General features: G+C 58.7%; 19 protein-coding genes. 5 read left to right on the top strand and 14 right to left on the bottom strand.

What is annotated here, in order from left to right; genetic code table 11:
- Positions 1-135 precede the first annotated feature (135 nt).
- Entirely contained in the window at positions 136-2319 is a 2184-nt protein-coding gene (locus BLQ98_RS01335) for a transglycosylase domain-containing protein (protein WP_208596001.1), read from the bottom strand.
- Positions 2320-2575: 256 nt separating this feature from the next.
- Here BLQ98_RS01335 and BLQ98_RS01340 point away from each other — a divergent pair, with 256 nt between their 5' ends.
- Together BLQ98_RS01340 and BLQ98_RS01345 are read left to right on the top strand one after the other, a co-directional pair.
- Positions 2576-2914: a P-II family nitrogen regulator gene (locus tag BLQ98_RS01340; RefSeq protein WP_005851080.1), complete on the top strand. Its 339-nt coding sequence runs from the start codon at positions 2576-2578 to the stop codon at positions 2912-2914.
- Between the two features lie 25 nt (positions 2915-2939).
- On the top strand, positions 2940-4241 hold the full coding sequence (locus BLQ98_RS01345; protein ID WP_093731554.1) for an ammonium transporter: 1302 nt from the start codon (positions 2940-2942) through the stop codon (positions 4239-4241).
- A gap of 163 nt (positions 4242-4404) precedes the next feature.
- On the opposite strand, the gene BLQ98_RS01350 is transcribed toward BLQ98_RS01345, so the two are convergent.
- The 4 genes from BLQ98_RS01350 to BLQ98_RS01365 form a co-directional block, all read right to left on the bottom strand.
- The gene (locus tag BLQ98_RS01350) at positions 4405-5589 is read right to left on the bottom strand and encodes an amino acid aminotransferase (protein ID WP_093731555.1); all 1185 of its coding nucleotides are present in this window, start codon (positions 5587-5589) and stop codon (positions 4405-4407) included.
- On the bottom strand, positions 5589-6443 hold the full coding sequence (gene sseA, locus BLQ98_RS01355) for a 3-mercaptopyruvate sulfurtransferase (RefSeq protein ID WP_093731556.1): 855 nt from the start codon (positions 6441-6443) through the stop codon (positions 5589-5591). Before sseA ends, BLQ98_RS01350 begins: the two co-directional genes overlap by 1 nt.
- Positions 6444-6589: 146 nt before the next feature.
- Positions 6590-7078, bottom strand: coding sequence for an SsrA-binding protein SmpB (gene smpB, locus BLQ98_RS01360; protein WP_093731557.1), 489 nt, complete (start codon positions 7076-7078; stop codon positions 6590-6592).
- An 86-nt stretch (positions 7079-7164) separates the two neighbouring features.
- Positions 7165-7983 (bottom strand): sulfotransferase family protein, encoded by an 819-nt coding sequence (locus tag BLQ98_RS01365; protein WP_093731558.1) that lies wholly within the window; start codon positions 7981-7983, stop codon positions 7165-7167.
- Positions 7984-8140: 157 nt separating this feature from the next.
- Here BLQ98_RS01365 and BLQ98_RS01370 point away from each other — a divergent pair, with 157 nt between their 5' ends.
- Positions 8141-9718, top strand: coding sequence for a DUF5928 domain-containing protein (locus BLQ98_RS01370; RefSeq protein ID WP_093731559.1), 1578 nt, complete (start codon positions 8141-8143; stop codon positions 9716-9718).
- Between the two features lie 9 nt (positions 9719-9727).
- On the top strand, positions 9728-10108 hold the full coding sequence (locus BLQ98_RS01375) for a histidine triad nucleotide-binding protein (RefSeq protein WP_093731560.1): 381 nt from the start codon (positions 9728-9730) through the stop codon (positions 10106-10108).
- Between the two features lie 54 nt (positions 10109-10162).
- Here the strand turns inward: BLQ98_RS01375 and BLQ98_RS01380 are convergent, their stop codons facing one another.
- The 5 genes from BLQ98_RS01380 to BLQ98_RS01400 all read right to left on the bottom strand — a co-directional run bounded on the left by BLQ98_RS01380 (position 10163) and on the right by BLQ98_RS01400 (position 14533).
- Positions 10163-10789, bottom strand: a complete 627-nt coding sequence (locus BLQ98_RS01380; RefSeq protein ID WP_093731561.1) for a DUF1523 family protein — start codon at positions 10787-10789, stop codon at positions 10163-10165.
- A gap of 12 nt (positions 10790-10801) precedes the next feature.
- Positions 10802-11068: a hypothetical protein gene (locus BLQ98_RS01385; RefSeq protein ID WP_093731562.1), complete on the bottom strand. Its 267-nt coding sequence runs from the start codon at positions 11066-11068 to the stop codon at positions 10802-10804.
- Between the two features lie 27 nt (positions 11069-11095).
- Positions 11096-12151, bottom strand: coding sequence for a sensor histidine kinase (locus BLQ98_RS01390; protein ID WP_237272422.1), 1056 nt, complete (start codon positions 12149-12151; stop codon positions 11096-11098).
- A gap of 246 nt (positions 12152-12397) precedes the next feature.
- Positions 12398-13621, bottom strand: a complete 1224-nt coding sequence (locus BLQ98_RS01395) for an aminopeptidase P family protein (RefSeq protein WP_093731564.1) — start codon at positions 13619-13621, stop codon at positions 12398-12400.
- Between the two features lie 120 nt (positions 13622-13741).
- Positions 13742-14533: a hormone-sensitive lipase gene (locus BLQ98_RS01400; RefSeq protein WP_093731565.1), complete on the bottom strand. Its 792-nt coding sequence runs from the start codon at positions 14531-14533 to the stop codon at positions 13742-13744.
- Positions 14534-14626: 93 nt separating this feature from the next.
- Between BLQ98_RS01400 and BLQ98_RS01405 the strand changes: the two genes are divergently transcribed.
- A complete protein-coding gene (locus BLQ98_RS01405) occupies positions 14627-16102 on the top strand; it encodes an NAD-dependent succinate-semialdehyde dehydrogenase (protein ID WP_093731642.1) in 1476 nt (491 codons plus the stop codon).
- A gap of 65 nt (positions 16103-16167) precedes the next feature.
- Here BLQ98_RS01405 and BLQ98_RS01410 read toward each other — a convergent pair whose 3' ends face one another.
- The 4 genes from BLQ98_RS01410 to glcF all read right to left on the bottom strand — a co-directional run bounded on the left by BLQ98_RS01410 (position 16168) and on the right by glcF (position 20449).
- Complete coding sequence (locus tag BLQ98_RS01410; RefSeq protein ID WP_093731566.1) at positions 16168-17388, bottom strand: aminotransferase-like domain-containing protein; 1221 nt, start codon at positions 17386-17388, stop codon at positions 16168-16170.
- Between the two features lie 139 nt (positions 17389-17527).
- A complete protein-coding gene (locus tag BLQ98_RS01415; protein WP_093731567.1) occupies positions 17528-17998 on the bottom strand; it encodes an Hsp20 family protein in 471 nt (156 codons plus the stop codon).
- Between the two features lie 161 nt (positions 17999-18159).
- On the bottom strand, positions 18160-18948 hold the full coding sequence (locus BLQ98_RS01420) for a trypsin-like serine peptidase (protein ID WP_093731568.1): 789 nt from the start codon (positions 18946-18948) through the stop codon (positions 18160-18162).
- Positions 18949-19057: 109 nt separating this feature from the next.
- Complete coding sequence (gene glcF, locus BLQ98_RS01425) at positions 19058-20449, bottom strand: glycolate oxidase subunit GlcF (protein WP_093731569.1); 1392 nt, start codon at positions 20447-20449, stop codon at positions 19058-19060.
- Positions 20450-20456: the final 7 nt, after the last annotated feature.

A 20456-nucleotide genomic window follows, 5' to 3' on the forward strand; every position in this document is an offset into this window, starting at 1 on the left:
AGCTGTCCGCGAGGGCGTTCGGGCTAAAAGCCGGTGCTAGCCGCCAAGCCGTATTATAGAATCAAGAAGGGAGGCCGGATCGTTCCGGCCTCCCTTCTTTCGTTTCGGTGTCCCCTAAGGAGAGGGGCGGGCCCGTTACCCGCCAAAGATATCGCGGAGCACCCTGTCGATGACCCCAAGCGGGTTGTCCTGACGCGGTAGGCGCTGCGGCTGCTGCGGTTGTTGGGGCTGTTGTGGCTGCGGCGGCGGTGCCTGAACCACAGGCGGTTCGGGCACAATCATCGGCAGCGGCGTGTTGGGTAAGCCTTCGTGCACCCGCACCATGACCTGCTTCCAGATCTCGGTCGGCAACCCACCCCCCGATACGCCTGTCAAAGGTGTGTTGTCGTCATACCCCATCCAGACACCGGCCACGTAATCAGCCGAAAAGCCGATGAACCACGCATCACGGTTGGCCTGTGTCGTACCGGTTTTACCAGCCAGCTCGCGCCCACCGAACTGTGCCCGCTGACCGGTCCCCTCGGACACGACTTTTTCCATCATATAGACCAGCTTCAGGGCGGCATCTTCTTGAATGACCCGCTCACCGATACCACCGCCGGTGCCCATCACCGGTTCGCTATCCCCCTGCAACGTCAGATCAAGCAAACCGTAAGGTTTAACCGAAGACCCGCCGTTCAGGATGCCCGCATAAGCCCCCGTCATTTCGAGCAGCGTGCTTTCGGAGGCGCCAAGCGCCAGTGCAGGACCGGCAGCAAGATCGCTTTTGATCCCGAACTGCTCTGCCACTTCGCTGACCAGATCACGCCCGACGCTTTCGGATACTTTGACGGCCGGAATGTTAAGCGAATCCTTCAGGGCATTGGTCAGGGTCACATTCCCCTTAAACCTATTGGTATAGTTCTTGGGGCACCACTCGCCTGACCCGGGGATGTTCAAACAATAAGGCGCGTCGTCAATCAGATCATTCGGGGAATAGCCCAGATCCAGGGCGGCGGCATAGATAAAGGGTTTGAACGCGGACCCGGTCTGGCGCATCGCTTGGGTGGCGCGGTTAAAGGCACCCGCAACCTTGGTCTTGCGCCCGCCAACCATACCGCGCACGGCACCATCTGCAGACATGATCACCACAGCGGCTTGCGCCTTGGACCCGTCACGCACCTGATTTTCAAAAACCCAGCTGAGCCCCTCTTCGGCGGCGCGTTGGATCTTCTGGTCCAGCGTGGTTTTTATCACCACATCTTCGGTGGTGTTGCGGGTAAAGAACTCGGGGCCGGACGACATTACCCAATCAGCGAAATACCCGCCCGCTTCGGCCTCTGCGGCCTCTGACAGCTCTGCGGGGTTGGCGATGGCGTTATCCGCCTCGGCCTTACTCAGATAGCCCTGATCTTCCATCAAACGGATCACGGTGGCCGCGCGGCTTTGGGAACGATCAAGGTTATTGGTGGGTGACAGCGTGGTCGGGGCCGTCAACAGCCCTGCAAGCATCGCGCCCTCGGCAGGCTTCAACGCCGCCGCCGGTTTGCCAAAGAAACGCTGTGCGGCAGCTTCGGCCCCGAACGCACCGCCGCCCATATAGGCCCGGTTCAGATAGATAGAGAGGATGTCATTCTTGGAGTACTTTGCCTCCATCGCCATGGAAAACAGCGCCTCTTTGCCCTTGCGCGACAGCGAGGACCGGCGGCATTCGGATTCGTATTCCTTTTCCGTTTGCCCCGACGTAGCATCATAGGGTTCACCCAGACACAGCAGCTTGGCGACCTGTTGCGTAATCGTTGACCCGCCGTGGCCCGACAACGGCCCGCGCCCTTCGCTCAGGTTGATCTTGACCGCAGACGCGATGCCGCGCGGGCTGATGCCAAAGTGCCGGTAGAACCGCTTGTCTTCGGTTGCGACCACCGCGTTTTTCAACGCAGGCGATACGCTTTCGGCGGTCACGATCCCGCCGAACTGATCGCCACGCCACGCAAAGACATCACCATAGCGATCCTTGAGCGTGACAGACCCGCGGGCGCGCCCGTCCAGCAACGCCTCTAGCGGCGGCAGCGTGGTGTAGAAATAGCCAACAGCAAGTGCCACCATCAGCACAGCGACAGCCGTCACACGCCAGATGATCGTCCAGATCAAACGGAACACCCACCGCACCAATGCAGCCAGCCAACCGATCGGCCCCTTGGGGCGCGCGGGGGCGCGCCGCGCGGGCTTACGTTTGGCAGAGGCCTTTTTCGCAACAGGTTTGCGGGGCGAACTGCCGCCTTTGCCCGCAGTGCGCTTGTCAGCAACCAAGGGCCGCTTCCGTTTGGATGAATCACTCATATACTGCTCACTGAACCGTTCTTTTTTTCGCACTCTATCCCGAAGAGCGCGGTTTGTTTAGCGTCGACGCCGCTTTGTGCCACCTAATTAACGCACAATAATCAGGCACTCCGCCTCGATACGCCCAACAATTACGCATCCGCGCCTTGCACCAGGGGGACTAAGCGCGATGAACCCTTCCTTCAAGGGCCACCGGCCGGTCTTTTGTTCAAGGCATACCGCAGGAGATACCTGCCATCTGAAAGAGGGATTATAGGTGAAACTCATTATCGCAACAATCAAGCCGTTCAAGCTCGAGGAAGTGCGTGAAGCACTGACCGAAGCGGGCGTGCGCGGCCTGATGGTGACCGAGATCAAGGGCTTTGGTGCCCAGTCCGGCCACACCGAAATTTACCGCGGCGCTGAATATGTCGTGAACTTCGTGCCCAAGGTGAAGCTCGAGCTGGTGGTCGCAGACGCGTTGGCCGACCAGATGGTCGAGACAATCACCCGCACCGCGCATACCGGCAAAATCGGCGACGGCAAAATCTTTGTGCTCGACGTTGAACAGGCCGTGCGCGTGCGCACTGGCGAAACCGGCGAAGATGCCATCTGACCCCCACGTCCGAGGAATTGACGACATGACATCACGACTTCTTATCCCCCTTGCCGCCGCAGCCACGCTGCTGCCGTCCTTGGGCTTCGCGCAGGAGGCCGAATATGCAACCGCGGCTGACACTGCATTTATTTTCAACACGATCCTTTTCCTGATCGGCGGCTTTCTGGTGTTCTGGATGGCGGCGGGTTTTGCCATGCTCGAAGCGGGCTTGGTGCGGTCCAAGAACGTGACCACACAGCTGACCAAGAACATCGCGCTGTTTGCGCTGGCGGCCATTCTGTACTGGCTGGTGGGCTATAACATCATGTACCCCGGCGACGCATGGATCATTCCCGGCGTGTTCGGCACCTTTGCCACCAAGGACATCAAGACGGCGATTGACGCGGGCGGCTATTCCAACGCGTCTGACTTCTTCTTCCAGCTGATGTTCTGCGCGACCACCGCATCCATCGTTTCGGGCACCTTGGCCGAGCGTATTAAGCTGTGGCCCTTCTTGATCTTCACCGTTGTGCTGACCGGCTTTATCTATCCAATCGAAGCAAGCTGGCAGTGGGGCGCAGGCTGGTTGTCTGACGCGGGCTTCAGCGACTTTGCGGGCTCGACTTTGGTGCACGCAGCTGGCGGCTTTGCGGCTCTGGCAGGGGTGCTGGTTCTTGGCCCTCGTATCGGCAAGTACAAAGATGGCCGTGTGATCCCGATGCAGGGTTCGAACCTGCCACTCGCCACTTTGGGTACGTTCATCCTGTGGCTGGGTTGGTTCGGCTTTAACGGCGGCTCGCAGTTGGCCATGGGAACGATGATCGACGCCGACGCTGTTGCGCAGATCTTTGCCAACACCAACATGGCCGCAGCTGCGGGTGCCATTGCCGCGCTGGTCCTGACGCAGATGCTTTACAAAAAGCCCGACCTGACAATGGTCCTGAACGGCGCGCTTGCCGGTCTGGTGTCCATCACGGCTGGTCCGCTTGACCCGACCCTGTTTGGTGCGCTTTGGATTGGTGCTGTCGGTGGTGCGATCGTGGTCTTCGCAGTGCCCTTCCTTGACAAGCTCAAGATCGATGACGTGGTCGGTGCGATCCCGGTTCACCTGATGGCGGGTTTCTGGGGCACTTTGGTCGTGCCGGTTTACACCGAAGGCACATCCTTTGTGACACAGATCATCGGCTTTGCCTCTATCGGTGCCTTTGTCTTCATCGTGTCGCTGATCGTCTGGATGATCCTGAAAGCCACCACCGGCATCCGCGTGAGCGAAGAAGCAGAGATCGTCGGCCTGGACGTGTCCGAACTGGGCATGGAAGCCTATCCCGAGTTCTCGAAGAGCTAAGGCCTAAACCCCTGCAGGCAGGCAGGTGCCCGGGCGTTCGCGCCCGGGTTTTTCTATGGGTCGAGGCTGCGTGTGACCCGCTGTGCGCTTGAACAAAAATCGCCGCGCTGAGGTATCAGCGCGGCGGTTTGAGTATTTTTAAAAGGGTGAAGCGGCAGGCGGTTTAGATACCAACCTCGATGATCGCTTTGGCGAGGATCGGTACGGTTTCAGCGTTCAGGCCGGCGATGTTCATGCGGCTGTCGCCCACCATATAGATGCCGTGGTCTTCGCGCAGCTTGTCGACCATTTCAGACGTGGTACCAAGGCGCGAGAACATGCCACGGTGATCGGCGAGAAAGCCAAAGCGGTCCGAGCCGGACAGACGCTGAAGCTCGCCTGCGAGTTGGGTGCGCAGACCCAGCATGGTGTTCCGGATGTCTTCGAGTTCTGCCATCCAGTCGCTGCGCAAGGCATCGTCGTTCAGGATGGTGGTGACGATGCGGGCACCGTGATCTGGCGGGAAGCTGAAGTTCTGGCGGTTGAGGAAGGCCAGCGTGCCCTGGTTCAGCTTTTGCGCCGAGGTGTCTGCCGAAAGCGCCATTAGGATGCCGGTGCGTTCACGGTAGATCCCGAAGTTCTTGGAGCAGCTTGCCGCGATCAGACACTCCGGCACCGCTGCCGCGACCTTGCGCGTGGCCGCCGCATCAGCGTCCAGCCCGTCGCCAAAGCCCTGATAGGCGATGTCGATCATCGGGGTGGCACCGGTGTCTTGCAGAACCTTGATCACCGCATCCCACTGCGATGCGTTCAGGTTGGCACCGGTCGGGTTGTGGCAGCAACCGTGCAACAAGACCACATCGCCTTTTTGCGCGGTCTTGAGGTCGGCGATCATGCCATCGAAATCAACGCCACGGGTGTCGTCGTCGAAATAACGATATGGCACCATCTCCATACCCAGATACTTGAGGATCGACAGGTGGTTCGGCCATGTCGGGTTGGACACAAAGACCCGTGCGCTCGGGCGGGCCATCTGGATCAGTTCAAACGCCTGACGGATCGCGCCGGTCCCGCCCGGGGTCGCCGCCGCGGCGACCTGTGCGCGGGGAACCGCATCGCCAAGTACCATCTGCACCATCGCATCGCCAAAGGCAGGATCGCCTGCCAGACCGGTATAGGCCTTGCTGGTCTGAGCTTCCCACAGTTGGTGTTCAGCCGCCTTGACCGCGCGCATGACGGGCGTCAGCCCCGTGGCATCCTTGTATACGCCCACACCAAGGTCGATCTTGGTCTCGCGAGGGTCGTCCTTGTACATCTGCATCAAGGCAAGGATTTTATCGGCAGGCTGCGCCTGTAGGGTTTCGAACATTATGCGTCTCCGGTCGCAACGGGCACGGTGGGGAACATCCCCCATTCTGCCCAAGATCCATCGTAAAGGGACCAATCGGTGTGGCCTATCCGTTCCAATGCCAACGCTAGTATGGCGGCAGTGATGCCCGACCCGCAGGTGGTGATCACGGGCTGCGTCAGGTCGATCCCTGCTGCCTCGAATGCAGCTTTGGTCTCGGCTACGGATTTCAGTGTTTTGTCGTCGTTCAGCAGCTCTGTGTAGGGCAGGTTGCGCGAACCGGGGATGTGACCTGCGCGCAGACCTTCGCGTGGCTCGGGGGCCTCGCCGCGGAAGCGGGCGGCTGCGCGGGCATCAACGATTTGTGGTGCCCTGAGTTTCGAAGCTTGTGCCACCTGTGTCACGTCGCGCACCAGCTGGTTCTGGAACCGCACGGTCATGTGACGGTCGCGCGGGATCGGCGGCATGTCTTCGGTCGGGCGGCCTTCGGCGACCCATTTGGGCAAGCCACCGTCCAGCACGGCCACATTTTCCTGGCCCATCAAGCGAAACAGCCACCACACGCGCGCAGCAGACAGCAGCCCGGATCCGTCATAGATCACCACCTGATGCCCGTCGCCCACACCCAAAGCACGCATCCGCGACATGAACTTTTCCGCAGGCGGTGCCATATGCGGCATGTCCGACCGCGCATCCGAGATTTCATCGATGTCAAAGAAGCGGGCACCGGGAATATGCGCTTGGTTGTAGTCGGCTTTGGGGTCACGCCCCGCATCGGGCAAATACCATGATGCGTCCAGCAAGCGCAGGTCCGGATCCTTGAGGTGCTGTGCCAGCCAATCGGTTGAAACAAGCGTTTTCGGGTTGTCAGCCATGGGTCCACCCCCTTTTAGAACAGGTTTTTCAATGCCTACCCGCGACGGCCCCCGCAAGCAAGAGCCCGTGGCAGTGCACATGCAGCATAAGCCGAAAATGAATAAGGAGTTACCAGTTCAGCAGGGTAAACGCCAATGAGCAGGCCTTAGCCGTGGTCTTTCAGCAGACGTTGCTTTTGCCGTGACCAATCCCGTTTGGCGGCAGTTTCGCGTTTGTCGTGCAGTTTCTTACCCTTGGCGATGCCTATCTTGATCTTGGCCATGCCGCGGTGATTGAAATACATCACCATTGGCACCAGCGTCATGCCCTTGCGTTGGGTTTCATTCCACAGGTGCGACAACTGTTTTTTGGACACTAGCAGCTTGCGGCGACGGCGCTCTTCGTGGGTAAATGTCTTGGCCTGCGTATAGGGCGCGACGTAGGAATTCACCAACCACAGCTCGCCATCTTCCACGGCGGCATAGCTTTCGGCGATGTTGGCGCCGCCATTGCGCAGGGATTTCACCTCGGAGCCTTCAAGGATGATGCCGCATTCAACGTCGTCGTCGATAGCGTAATCAAACCGCGCCCGGCGGTTTTCTGCGATGACCTTGTAGTTCGGGTCCGATTTGGAAGATGATTTAACCTGTGACATGCCAAGGATGTAGGGCGTCACGGCGCTGCGCGCAAGATGCAGCTGCGGGGTTTGCGCGGCGGGTGCCTGCGCGCCCCGCCGACAGTTTAGTCCCCCAGCTTGGCATGTACCTCTGCAAGGTCGATCTCGCCCGTGGGCATCTTGTTTGCCGGGTTGTCGAAGTCGTATTTGAACAGCTCGAAATCCCGTTTAAAGATTTCGCGCACAAGATGCATCGACAGATCGTCAAAGTAGTCTTCTACCGGATGGGCGCGTTTGGGGCCGTGACCTTCGGATTCGTTAAAGCGCGGGATATCACCGAGATTGACGGGATGGGGCGTGTCGATAGCGTCCAGAACGCTTTGCATGCCGTCATTGAATTTCTCGGTCCAGATGATCTTGTCGTAGGTGCCGCCGTTCACAATGAACGTACTGACATGGCCCGATTGCGCAGACCAGTGAATGTCGGGGTCCATGGGCCGACGCCAGCGGATGGTGTCGCGGGCAAACAGCAAGAACCGGCGGAAGCTGGCGATCTGGTCAAACTCTTGCTTGCCGTCATCGCCGCCGACTTCGATCCCATATTTCTGCATCAAAAGCGGCACCAGATTGCCGCGGTAACGGCGCCCATTCCGTTGAATACCGCAAATCTTGTCAAAGAAAGAGCTTAGAATCCGCGTGTAAGGGTTGCGCACGCACGTGAACGCGAAGGAATTGTGGTTTTCCACGTTGTTCGTGATCAGCGGCTGGGACGCGTCTTGCGCCCATTTGTGCATCCCCGATTTTGAATCGTGGATATCCCCATCAAAGAATTCGCCATGATCCGAATAGAACATGATTTGTCCAATGGTCGAGCAGGCGCATTTGGGCACCACCCGGTACACCACGCTCTCGCTTTCTGTCATCCATGTCCCTGGAAAACCCATATTCGGCTCGGCCTCCTAAATTTTTTTGTACTTATGCTGCCATTTATGGCGACAGAATGGCCCAAATAAAGAAAAAGCAAATATTCGTGGTTTATTCAATCGCTGTTCGCCTTTATCTAACAAACTCGTCCAGAGCAGAGGGGATGCGTGTTTCGCGATGGCCAGCATAGCCTATATCCTTTTGTGTCATAAAGACCCCCTTGCCGTCATCAAGCAAGCGGAGAGATTAACGGCGTCTGGTGACTATATGTCGATCCACTTTGACGCTTCGGCCAACCCGTCTGATTTCGCCCAGATCACCCAGACGCTTGGCAAGAACCCGAATGTGACATTTGCCAGCAAACGCATCCGCTGCGGCTGGGGGGAATGGTCGCTGGTGCAAGCGACGCTGAACGCGGTCGAAAGCGCGATCGACGCCTTCCCGCGCGCCACACACTTCTACATGCTGTCGGGCGATTGCATGCCAATCAAATCCGCCGAATACATCCACGATTACCTCGACGATAATGATTATGACTTCATCGAGAGCTTTGACTATTTTGAAAGCGACTGGATCAAGACCGGCTGGAAAGAAGAACGGCTGATCTATCGGCACTGGTTCAATGAGCGCACCCAGAAAAAGCGGTTCTATGGCATGTTCGAGCTGCAAAAGCGCCTTGGCCTGACGCGCGAGATACCTGCGGACCTGCAGATCCAGATCGGCAGTCAGTGGTGGTGTCTGCGCCGTCAGACCGTCGAAGCCGTGATCGCATTCACCCGTGCGCGCAAGGATGTGATGCGGTTCTTCAGGACAACCTGGATCCCGGACGAGACGTTTTTCCAGACCATCGTACGCCATATCGTGCCCGAAGCCGAATTACGCGTGCGCACCCTGACGTTCCTGATGTTCACCGATTACGGAATGCCGGTGACATTCTATAACGATCACTACGATCTTTTGCTGTCGCAGGATTATCTATTTGCCCGCAAGATTAGCAGCGAGGCGCTGGACCTGAAGCGTCGGCTCGGGTTGCTGTATTCGGCCCGCGATGTCGAGGTTCAGATCAGCAACGAGGGGCGCAACCTGTTCAAGTTCCTCACCGGTCGAGGTCGGATCGGGCGGCGCTTTGCCACCCGTTTTTGGGAAAAGGAAAGCACGCTGGGGCGCGAACGCGCGTTGCTGATCGTGGTGTGCAAGAAATGGCATGTGGCCAAACGTGTGCTTGAACAGATGCGTCAGGCGACCAACCTGCCTGCGCTCGAATACCTGTTCAGCGAACAGGACACCGCCCTGCCCGATCTGGGTGGTATCCAGAACTCCTTGGGCAAGCGCACCCGTCACCGTCGGTCTTTGATGCGCATGCTGTTTGACTATTACGACACCGACCAGTTGATCGTCTGCATGGACCCCGGTGATATCGATCTGCTGAACGACTTTGCCGCTGACAGATCGGTCACGCGGGTGCTGGAGATCGAATGCCAGTTCTCGGACGACTACCTTGTCGGGCATGCCAAGCGTGTCGGGCTGGCGGGCGAGCGGACCTCTGTCGACACACTAGAGCGGCTTTTGCCCACGATCCGCAATGATCTGACGCTGGAATCCGATCGTATCCGCGACGCGCAGTTCGAAAACTACGCCCGCGTGCGCGAAACAGCGTCGGCACAGGAAAACACCGAAGCGCTGGCCGCTTTTCTGCGCATATCGCCGGAGCAGGCACGCCCCATCGCCGAGACCCACCATCTTTTTACCGACTGAGGACTGCCCATGGCCTATACCTACGACGATCAGAACATCTTTGCTAAAATCCTGCGCGGCGAAATTCCGAACAACACGGTTTACGATTCCGAACACGCACTGGCGTTCCGGGACATTGAACCGCAGGCCCCCACGCATGTGCTGGTGATCCCCAAGGGGCCGTATATCAGCTTTGACCACTTCGCCGCAGAGGCAACCGATGCCGAAATCATAGGCTATGTCCGCGCCATTTCAGAAGTGTGCAAAGCCGAAGGCGTCACGCTGGATGCGGGCGAAGGCTTTCGCATGATCGCCAATGCAGGCGCGCATGGCGTCCAAGAGGTGCCGCATTTGCATGTGCATATCCTGGGTGGTCGACCCATGGGGCGCATGGTGGCGCGCCCCAGCTGACCACCACCACTTTAAGAACAAGCGCGACAGGCGCGGCGTGATCTCGCGCCGCGCTTATTTGTTTTTGCGGCCCGCCCGCCAGCGCGCAAAACGCCCCTGCTTTTCGGCGATATCGTCTTCCAGCCGCTCGAGCGTCGGGTCAATGCGGGCGCGTCTGAACCGACGCCAGCGTACCCAGATCGCATACACCAGCGCCGCGAACAGGATCAGGATGATGATGTTCAGGAAACGGATGCCCTTGCTTGCATCCGGCCCGTCCACTGGACGTACAGACACCGCATTGGGGAAGATCGACAGGAATTCATTCCGCCAACCATAGTGTTTCAGCGCGACGTACTTCGGGGTCCCCGCGGCAGATTTGAGATCGGACGCTTCGGCCTGCAGGTTCGTCGTGTCGAACTTGAAATACGGCGGCCAGCCCCAGCCGGTGTCTTCGTTGCGATAGACCATAACGTCGCCCTTGGCCCGACGCGACTGGATAAAGAACACGTCGCGGTTGCCTACGGCGGTGCTGTTGCCCACATCAGCGTTCGACCAGAAGATCGAATTATCGCCAAAATCGATGCGCTTTTCATAGGTGTCGGTGATCCGCACGATATCGACCTGAGGCAACGTATAGTGAAAAAACCCGGCAATGATCAGCCAGATCACACCCCAAAAGGCCCATTTGATAATCGCCATCGGCGTTTCCCCTTAATTAAAGTTGGTGAGGTAGACGGTCAGGATGACCAGCCCCACCGGGACAACATAGACCCCAAGGATCAGCTTGCGGCGGATTGACCCGTCATATCGCTTGAGCCCTCGTTGCACGAATGTGTCGCGATCCACAAGGCGCGGTCCCGCCGACCACTTTTGATGCAGTTTGCCCCGCCGGACCTGACGAGAATAAATCGACAGCGCGATATAGAAGATGGTCAGAACGACAAAACCGATAACGATCAACTTTAGCAAAGCCAGCATATGCCTGAGCCTCTTTTGTGTCGCGTGCTAGTCGGTCAACGGCCAGGTGACCTTTAACTCGCCGCCGCTTTCACGTTCGGGCGTTACCAGCTCTCCGCCCAATTGTTGTGCCGCGGCAAGCAGAATGCGCATACCAAGGCCTGTGCCGGCTGTCTGATTGTTGGGAATACCGGGGCCATCGTCAATGCAGCTCAGGTGGTAAAAACCATCCTTGCGTTCACCGCGCAGCTCAAACGTCCCGCGTTTACGCCCCTCATAAGCGTATTTCGCAGCATTGGTCATCGCCTCGTTCACGATCATCCCGACAGAGGACGCGCTACGCGACGACAGATGCGTCGGTTCCACCTCTACGGTCAGATGTACCCCATCTGGCATCTGTTGGCTGGTAGAATGCGCAACCTTTCGCAAGAAGGCCGCGATATCCACTGCTGCACCGGTGTCGGTCAGATACAAAGCTTCGTGCAGGCTGCTGATGGTCGAAAGACGCCCCTGAATGGTGTCGAGTGCAGCGCGGGCCTCAGGGGATTTTTCGCTTCTGATCTGGATGCGGATCAACGCCTCCAGCGACTGGAGCGAGTTTTTCACGCGGTGGTCGACTTCCTTGCGCAAGACTTCGGCATCGGCCAGCGCCTTGTGCAATTCGATCTGCCGCATCGCCTGCCCCGCCAGAACCTTAAGAGCACGCCGTTGAAAGTCGTTCAGCTGGTGCGGTTTTCGGTCGAGCACGCACAGGGTACCAAGCGGCAGGTTCCTGTCGTCTTCCAACAGCGCTCCGGCGTAAAACCGGATAGAGTCGTCGCCGGTGACGAAATTATTGTCAGCTGTGCGCGGGTCGATGGTGGTGTCGTTCACCTCGAGGTAATCATCCCCCGCAATGGCATGGGCGCAAATGCTATCGGTGATGTCGCTGCCGTCAATCTCTAACCCGATTTTGGATTTAAACCACTGGCGATCATCATCCACGAGAGAGATCAGCGCAATCGGCACCTCGCAAATTTCTGCGGCGAGGCGGGTGATGTCGTCGAACCCTTCTTCGGGCGACGTGTCTAGAATGTTATACCCTCGCAGCAACGCGAGGCGCATTTCTTCTTGCTTAATTAAAGATGCTTTCATCGACAATACTCACGAAACGGCGTGCAGAAAGCACTTTTTACAACCCCACAGATCGGAGGACAGAACGCATATGGCCTGTCACCCCACCCTGCGACAGCGATGGGTCAAAATATCTACGTTATGGTATACGTCAAGCCGTATTCCCGATTTGTCCCGCCGGGGTCATCCGCCCCTCTGGGCAAACGGGTGCCCCCTGAAGAACAAGGGGCACTGCAATTAACCTACGACGTTGAAATCAGGGCCATAAGGGTAACCTGTGATGTTGTCGTTTCCGTCTTCGGTAATCACCAGAATGTCATGTTCGCGGTAGCCGCCCGCGCCTGGCTGGCCTTCTGGCAGGGTCAACATCGGCTCCATCGAGATGACCATGCCGGGTTCAAGCACCGTATCAATGTCCTCGCGCAGCTCCAGCCCCGCTTCGCGGCCATAGAAATGCGACAGCACGCCGAACGAGTGGCCATAGCCAAAGGTGCGATATTGTAGCAGGTCCCGTTCTTCGAGGAAGGCGTTGATCTTGTGGGTGACATCGGCGCAGCTGACACCGGGTTTCAGCAGGCTCATCCCGTATTCATGGGCTGCGACGTTGGCTTCCCATATCTTCAGGCTCGCGGGGTCCACATCTCCGGCGAACAGGGTGCGTTCCAGCGCCACGTAATAGGCCGAGATCATCGGGAAGGTGTTCAGCGACAGAATATCACCGCGTTGCAGCTGCCGTGCGGTGACCGGATTATGCGCGCCGTCGGTGTTGATGCCGGATTGGAACCACACCCATGTGTCGCGGTATTCGGCGTCAGGGAACCGCTTGGCGATCTCAAGCTCCATCGCGTCGCGGCCGGCCATGGCAATGTCGATCTCGCGCGCGCCAACCTTAACGGCATCGCGGATCGCATAGCCGCCCACATCGGCCACTTGAGCCGCCTGCCGGATCAACGCGATTTCTGCCGGAGATTTATGCATCCGCTGGCGCATCGTGGTCTCGAACAGGTCGATCATCACCACCGGCTCTAGGAAATCTTCCAGCTTGTCGCGCTGCATCAGGGTCAGGTGGTCGCCCTCATAGCCAATCGTCGCGCCCTTGCCCGTGACCGACGCCACTGCGCGCCAGTAATTGTCGCGCTGCCAGTCGGTGTAGGTGATGTTGTCGGCAAAGCTGCGCCGCCACGGCTGGCCTGCGTCAATGCCCGCCGAAATGGTCACACATTCTGTCTCTGTTACCACCAGCCCATAGGGGCGGCCAAAGGCGCAGTACAGAAAGCCCGAATAATAGGCGATATTGTGCATCGACGTGAAAACCGCAGCCGTCGCACCGGCCGCATCCATGCGTTCGCGCAGTTCTTCCAGACGTGCTTCGTATTCGGCGGCGTCGAACGGCAGCGGGGACTTCGTGCCGTTGTGGAAACGGTACATATCGGGACGTGCGGTTTTGGATGAATTGGTCATATCAGACCCTCCTTCTCAGAAAGGTCCCGGCGTGCAGGACGCAAGGGCCGTGAAATGCTGGACGACGCCATCGTCCAAACCCGCCCCCTGTTTCGCCGATTTACGCCGTCCGATCAAGGCTCACTTTATCCCAAGCAGCGCTTTCACCATATCGCTTTCGGGATCTTCAAGCAGATCGATAATATCAAAATGGTGTCGCCCCTCGACGACGAACTGCTTGGCCCCCCAAACACGCGAAAACTGCTCGGCTTGCTCAAGGAAAGCGGGGCGTTCATTGGCACCGACCCAAATCGTGACATTCACCCCATGCGGCGGGGTCATGTTGACGGGGCTTTCAGCGGTTGCTTCGGCTTCGTCCAGTTTCAAGATCTCGTTCATAGAGGTCTGCAGCAGCGGCATCAAATCTGCCACGGGCGAGATGGCGACAATATTATCGATGCGGTCACGCACGTCTCCGGACAGGATCAGGGGGTCGGTCATCCGTGCGACCTGCTGCCCGCCGGCGGAATGCCCTACCAAAGCCAAAGCGCCTTGCGTCCGTTTCGCGATTTCACTGATGGCGCGGGCGACCTGCCCCGTGATCTGAGCGATCCGCACATCGGGACATAGATCATAGCCGACCATCGCAACCGCATAACCGCGCGCCAATGGACCAGCGGCCAGATGTGACCAATCGGCAGGGGCAAAGGCCTTCCAATAGCCGCCGTGGATAAAGATTACGGTGCCGCGTGACACGCCTTCGGGTTCGAAAAGATCAAACACCTCGCGGTCCGTCGGCCCGTACGAGATGTTCTTTTGCGCACGAAATCCCAGCTTCTTGCGGAATGCCGCTGCAGCCTTTTGCCAGCGGGGCGGAAATGCCTCTGCGTTCTCGATATAAGCGGCGTTTGCATAAGCGTCGTCTAGCTGCATGTGGTCCTCCGTCAGCGTCCCTTAATGATGTGGAACTAGACAATCATAGCGAATGTTGCTTTGGGTACCACAGACAAAAGCGGAGAGATCAAAATGACTGACGCAAAGACTGACCTAAAATCAATGCTCAAAGATCCCAGCCTGTTGGAAACCCGCGCCTATATCGGCGGTGAATGGGTCGATGGCGATGATGGCACCTTTGATGTGGTGAACCCCGCCCGCGGCGATGTGATCGCCAAGGTGGCCAACCTCAGCCGTGCGCAGGTGGCCGGTGCCATCGCCCAGGCGGAAAAGGCGCAAAAGGAATGGGCCAGCTGGACCGGCAAGGAACGTGCCGGCGTCATGCGCAAATGGTTCGACCTGATGATGGATAATCAAGACGATCTGGGCACCATCCTGACTGCTGAACAAGGCAAGCCCTTGGGCGAAGCCAAGGGCGAGATCGCCTATGGTGCGTCGTTCATCGAATTCTTCGGCGAAGAAGCCAAACGTGTGTACGGCGAAACCATCCCGGGCCACCAGCGCGACAAGCGGATTACCGTGATCAAGCAGCCCATCGGCGTTGCCGCCTCGATCACCCCGTGGAACTTCCCCAACGCGATGATCACCCGCAAAGCCGCGCCCGCGCTGGCCGCCGGTTGCGCCTTTGTTGCGCGCCCTGCTGCGGAAACACCGCTGTCGGCGATCGTCATGGGTGTGCTCGCCGAACGTGCAGGCATCCCCGCGGGCGTGTTCAATGTGGTGCCATCCTCGTCCTCCTCCGCCGTGGGCAAGGAATTCTGCGAAAACCCCGCCGTGCGCAAACTGACCTTTACCGGATCAACCGAAGTGGGCCGCATCCTGCTGAAACAGGCTGCCGATCAGGTCATGAAATGCTCGATGGAGCTGGGGGGCAATGCGCCGTTCATCGTGTTTGACGATGCCGATCTGGACGCCGCTGTCGAAGGCGCGATCCTGTGCAAGTTCCGCAACAACGGCCAGACCTGCGTCTGTGCAAACCGCATCTATGTGCAGGCCGGTGTCTATGACGCCTTTGCCGCAAAGCTGAAGGCCCGCGTCGAAAAGATGAAGGTCGGTGACGGCTTTGAAGACGGCGTAGAACTGGGGCCGCTGATCAACGGCGATGCCTCCGAAAAAGTGAAAGAGCATGTCGAGGACGCGCTGTCGAAAGGCGCTGAAATCCTGCTGGGCAGCAAAGAAGAGAAGATGGGCGGCAATTTCTTGGCCCCGACCATCATCACGGGTGTGACGCAGGATATGAAGGTCTCGAAAGAGGAAACCTTTGGCCCGCTGGCACCGCTGTTCAAATTCGACAACGAAGACGACGTGATCGCAATGGCCAATGATACGATCTTTGGTCTTGCGTCCTACTTCTACGCCAAAGACCTGAGCCGCGTGTACAAGGTCGCCGAGGCGCTGGAGTATGGCATCGTGGGCGTGAACACCGGCATCATCTCGACCGAGGTCGCGCCGTTTGGCGGCGTCAAACAGTCCGGTCTGGGCCGCGAAGGCAGCCACCACGGGATCGAAGACTACTTAGAAATGAAATACATCTGCATGTCGGTCTGACCTGCGGATATTGGAAATGTGAAAACGGGCGGCGGGGTGATCCTGCCGCCCGTTTTTCTTGGTAGTCAGACGTTTAGCGCACGGGAGATCAACTGGCCCAAGCGCTCGATCCCTTCAGCAATCTTGTCTTCGGTCGAGGTCGAATAGCTCAGTCGTAGCGTATTGCGCCCCGACCCATCCGCGAAAAACGCGTGCCCCGGCACAAAGGCGACCCGTTCGCTTTCCAGCGACTGCTTCAGCAGTTCGGCCCCGTCCAGCGTGTCGGGCAACGTCACCCAGATGAACATGCCGCCTTCGGGCTTGGTCCAGCTCACGCCTTTGGGCATATGGGCTTCCAATGCCGCAAGCATCGCATCCCGACGGGCGCGATAGGCGCTGCGGATCGTGTCGATATGGCTCTCGAAATGCTGCTCTGCGACCGACGATATTGCGATCTGGTTCAACGTGGCACTGTGCAGATCGGCAGCTTGCTTCATCAATACCAGCTGCGAAATCACGGGCATGGCGGCACAGACCCATCCAACGCGCAGCCCCGGCGACAACGTTTTGGAAAAGCTGCCACAATAGATCGTACGGCAGGCTTCAAGATCGCCGCCTTTGCGCGCTGCCTCCAGCGCGAGAATCGGCGGGATCGGGTCCCCGTCGAAACGCAGGGATTGATAGGCCGCGTCTTCGATCACCGCGATCTCCATCTCCTCGGCCAGATCAATCACCCGTTCGCGCGCGGCACGGCTGACGGTGGCACCGGTAGGGTTGGCAAAATCGACGGAGAGATAGGCGAACTTTGCCGCCCCGCCTGCATCCTTCGCGGCAGCGGTATAATCCGCGCCGCTGCGGTTGCTCAGCGGATCAAGCTTGTCATAGCGCGGCTCGTAAGCGTTAAAGGCCCCCAAGGCCCCCAGATACGTCGGCCAGCCCACCAGCGCCGTATCACCGGGCGACAGGAACAGCTTGCCCAGATAATCCAACGCCTGCTGCGAGCCTGATGTGATCAGAATGTTGTCCGGCGTCGCGGGAATACCGATCGCCTGCATCTGCGCCGCGATCCAGACGCGCAAAGGTTTGTGCCCCTCGCTGGTGGAATACTGCAACCCCTGCGCCGCCATCGGCCCGTTCAGCGCCTCGGCAAAGGCGTCCTGAAACGCGGCCTTCGGGAACAGATCAGGATCGGGAATGCCACCAGCAAAAGAGATTATATCAGGCTGATCCAACAGCTTGAGAAGCTCGCGAATTTCCGACGCCTTCATGCGTGTGGCGCGTGTGGCAAAAATTTCCTGTAATGACATCCCGCGTTCCTCCCCCGACTGGATCGGGGCACTCTGACGGCAGCGGTATTTTAAGTCAACAACTGTGACCTAGACCCCATGCGCGCACAAAAAGCCCGGCGCAGATGCACCGGGCTTCGTCTATCGCACTGAAAGTGCCTTAGTTGACGGTATTCGCGTCAACTACATCCTTTTCGATCGCTTTGCGCGCGCGCGAGATCTGGATCTGGCGCGGCTTCAGCGCTTCGGGCACCTGACGTTCCAAATCGATATGCAGCATACCGTCGGCGTGGGCCGCACCGGTGACCTGCACGTGGTCGGCCAAATGGAAGCGACGTTCAAACGCACGGGTCGCAATGCCGCGATGCAGATAGGTTTTATCCGTATCCTTATCGACTTTGCGGGCCGACACGATCAGCGACTTTTCACGCACTTCGACGCTCAGATCACCTTCGGTGAAACCGGCGACGGCGATGCTGATACGATAGGAATCATCGTCCAGCTTTTCGATATTATAGGGGGGATAGCTCGGCTGCGGCACGTCGCTGGCCATCACGCGGTCCATCAGGTTGGCGATTTGGTCAAAGCCGACAGTCGAACGGTGCAGCGGTGCAAAATCAAAACTACGCATAGGTATTCATCCTCGTTTGAGCGATAATATGGTCAGACCTTCCATCATGGACAGGCCTTGGGTTGCTGTCCGAAACCCTTTCAAAGGCGTTCCGGTGAAGTGAATGTGGGGTTGGGTAAATCGCGTTTCAAGGGCCGAAAAACAGGCACGCGATATCTGAATCAGGGTTTGATGAATTTCGCGCCTGTGGTGCGGCGGCGATCCTCTGATGTGATGCGTTTGCTGACGGTGCCTCCACGTAGAAACACCCCTTTGCCCGCGACCAGATCGGCCTGAAGACGGGCCAACGGCGCGCCAAGTGCGGTGCCAAGCGACACTTCCTTGTTGTCGACATTTGCCTTGGCAGACACCACCGACACAATCTGCGGCACACCGTTTTCGAAGGTAAAAATCGGCGCACCGCTGGCTCCGAAATCGACGGAGCATGTGGTCACCAGCACGCCCTCTTGGCGGGCCAAAACGCTGCAGACCTCTTGCAGGGACGGAGCCTCGGAGCGGTCCTTGGCATAGCTGACGACACCCAGCTGGTCGCCTTGTCGCGGGCGGCGGGCTGTGTCGAAAGGTTTGATCGTGGTGTTACGGATCGGGCGGTCGAGCTCCAGCAGCGCCAGATCGTTGCGCACGCGGTCCGACGACACGACGCCATCATAGACATAGTCGGGATGTACCACTGCACGGCGCACGTTCCGGTACGCGCCCGCCCGTCCGTTGCGCCAACCTGCCAGAAATTCGACTTCCGAGTGGTCAATGCGTTGTTTGCTGTCTTTGTCATACAGGCAATGCGCTGCCGTCAGCACCAGCCGGGGCGCGATCAACGCACCGGTGCAAAAGCCCTTGCCGCGGATATCCAGACGGCCCACGGCCTCCCACGCGCCGGCATCCACCCCCGTATCCAACCTGCGCAGCCGCCCATCCTGAGCAAGCCCGGCGGTTGCCACAGTCAGACACATAATAGAAATAGCTACCCAACGGCGCACGGATATCGCTCCTACTTCGGCAAAATGAGGTCTTATGACGTCCCTCGTATTTCCGAGATAAGGCGAAAATGCGGCGAAACCGCTATCTCAATCGAGGAATCTGCAAATTTGCGCCTTTTTCTTGCGACAACGCAGGAGGCTTCGGCCCGCCCGACGCCCAATCCAGCAACTCTACCGTGTGCACCACGGGCACGCCCGCCGCCGATCCAATCTGCATCATGCAGCCGATATTGCCAGCCGCAATCACGTCCGGGTTCTTGGCCTGCAGGGTTCTGACCTTGCGTTCTTTCAACTGCTTAGAGATTTCGGGCTGCATCAGGTTATACGTCCCCGCCGACCCGCAGCACAGGTGTGAATCCGCAGGCTCGACCACGGTAAAGCCTGCGCGTTTCAGCAAATCCTTGGGGTAGCTCTTGATCTGCTGGCCGTGTTGCAGGGAACAAGCGGCATGATAGGCCACGGTCAGCCCGTGAGGGGCGGGCGCGGGGGCCTTTGGCGCATCGATGCCCGCGATATCCCCCTTGGCGGGGTTGGGCATGGCGTCTGGGTCTGCGTCCCCCGCAAGATCGTGCAGCACCTCGGACACGTCCTTGGCGATCGCCGAAACCCGCGCCGCATCCGGCGCCAGCGGGTCGTTGCGGAACATATGGCCGTAGTCTTTCACCGTGGTGCCACAGCCCGAGGTGTTGATGACGATGGCGTCCAGCCCCTGCCCGTCCATCTCGGCGCACCACGCCTTGATGTTGCGCGCGGCGGTCGCATGGCTTTCGCTGGTTTTACCCATGTGATGGGTCAGCGCCCCACAGCAGCCCGCGCCTTCGGCCACGACCACCTCGCAGCCCTGCCGTGTCAGCAGCCTGATGGTAGCGTCGTTGATATCGGTGTTCAGCGCCTTTTGCGCACAGCCCGTCATCAGCGCCACCCTTTTGCGCAGTGTCCCTTGGGCGGGGAAGCTTTGCGGATCATCGTTGCGGCTGACCGGCGGGATCGTCTTGGGGGCCATTTCGAGCATCGCACGCAGCCGCGCATCAGGCATCAGCCGCGCAAACGGGCGCCCGATCTTGGCCCCCAGAAGCGCCAGCCGAAACCGCGTCGGATACGGCAGGATACGCGCCAGAACCCACCGCAAGGCACGGTCGCTGAACGGCCGTTTGTAACGTTTTTCAATGTAGTCGCGGGCGTGATCTACCAGATGCATATAGTGCACGCCCGAGGGGCAGGTTGTCATACAGGCCAGACAGGACAGGCAGCGGTCGATATGTTTGACAGTCTTTTCATCCGGATCGCGGTCATTCTCGAGCATGTCCTTAATCAGATAGATACGCCCGCGCGGGCTATCCAATTCGTCCCCCAGAACCTGATAGGTTGGACATGTGGCAGTGCAAAAACCGCAATGGACACAGGCGCGCAGAATTTCGTTACTGCGCGCCGTCGCGGGGTTTTTCAACTGTTCTGCGGTGAATGTGGTTTGCATGGAAGCT

This window comes from Sulfitobacter litoralis, from assembly GCF_900103185.1.
In the GTDB taxonomy this organism is placed as follows: domain Bacteria; phylum Pseudomonadota; class Alphaproteobacteria; order Rhodobacterales; family Rhodobacteraceae; genus Sulfitobacter; species Sulfitobacter litoralis.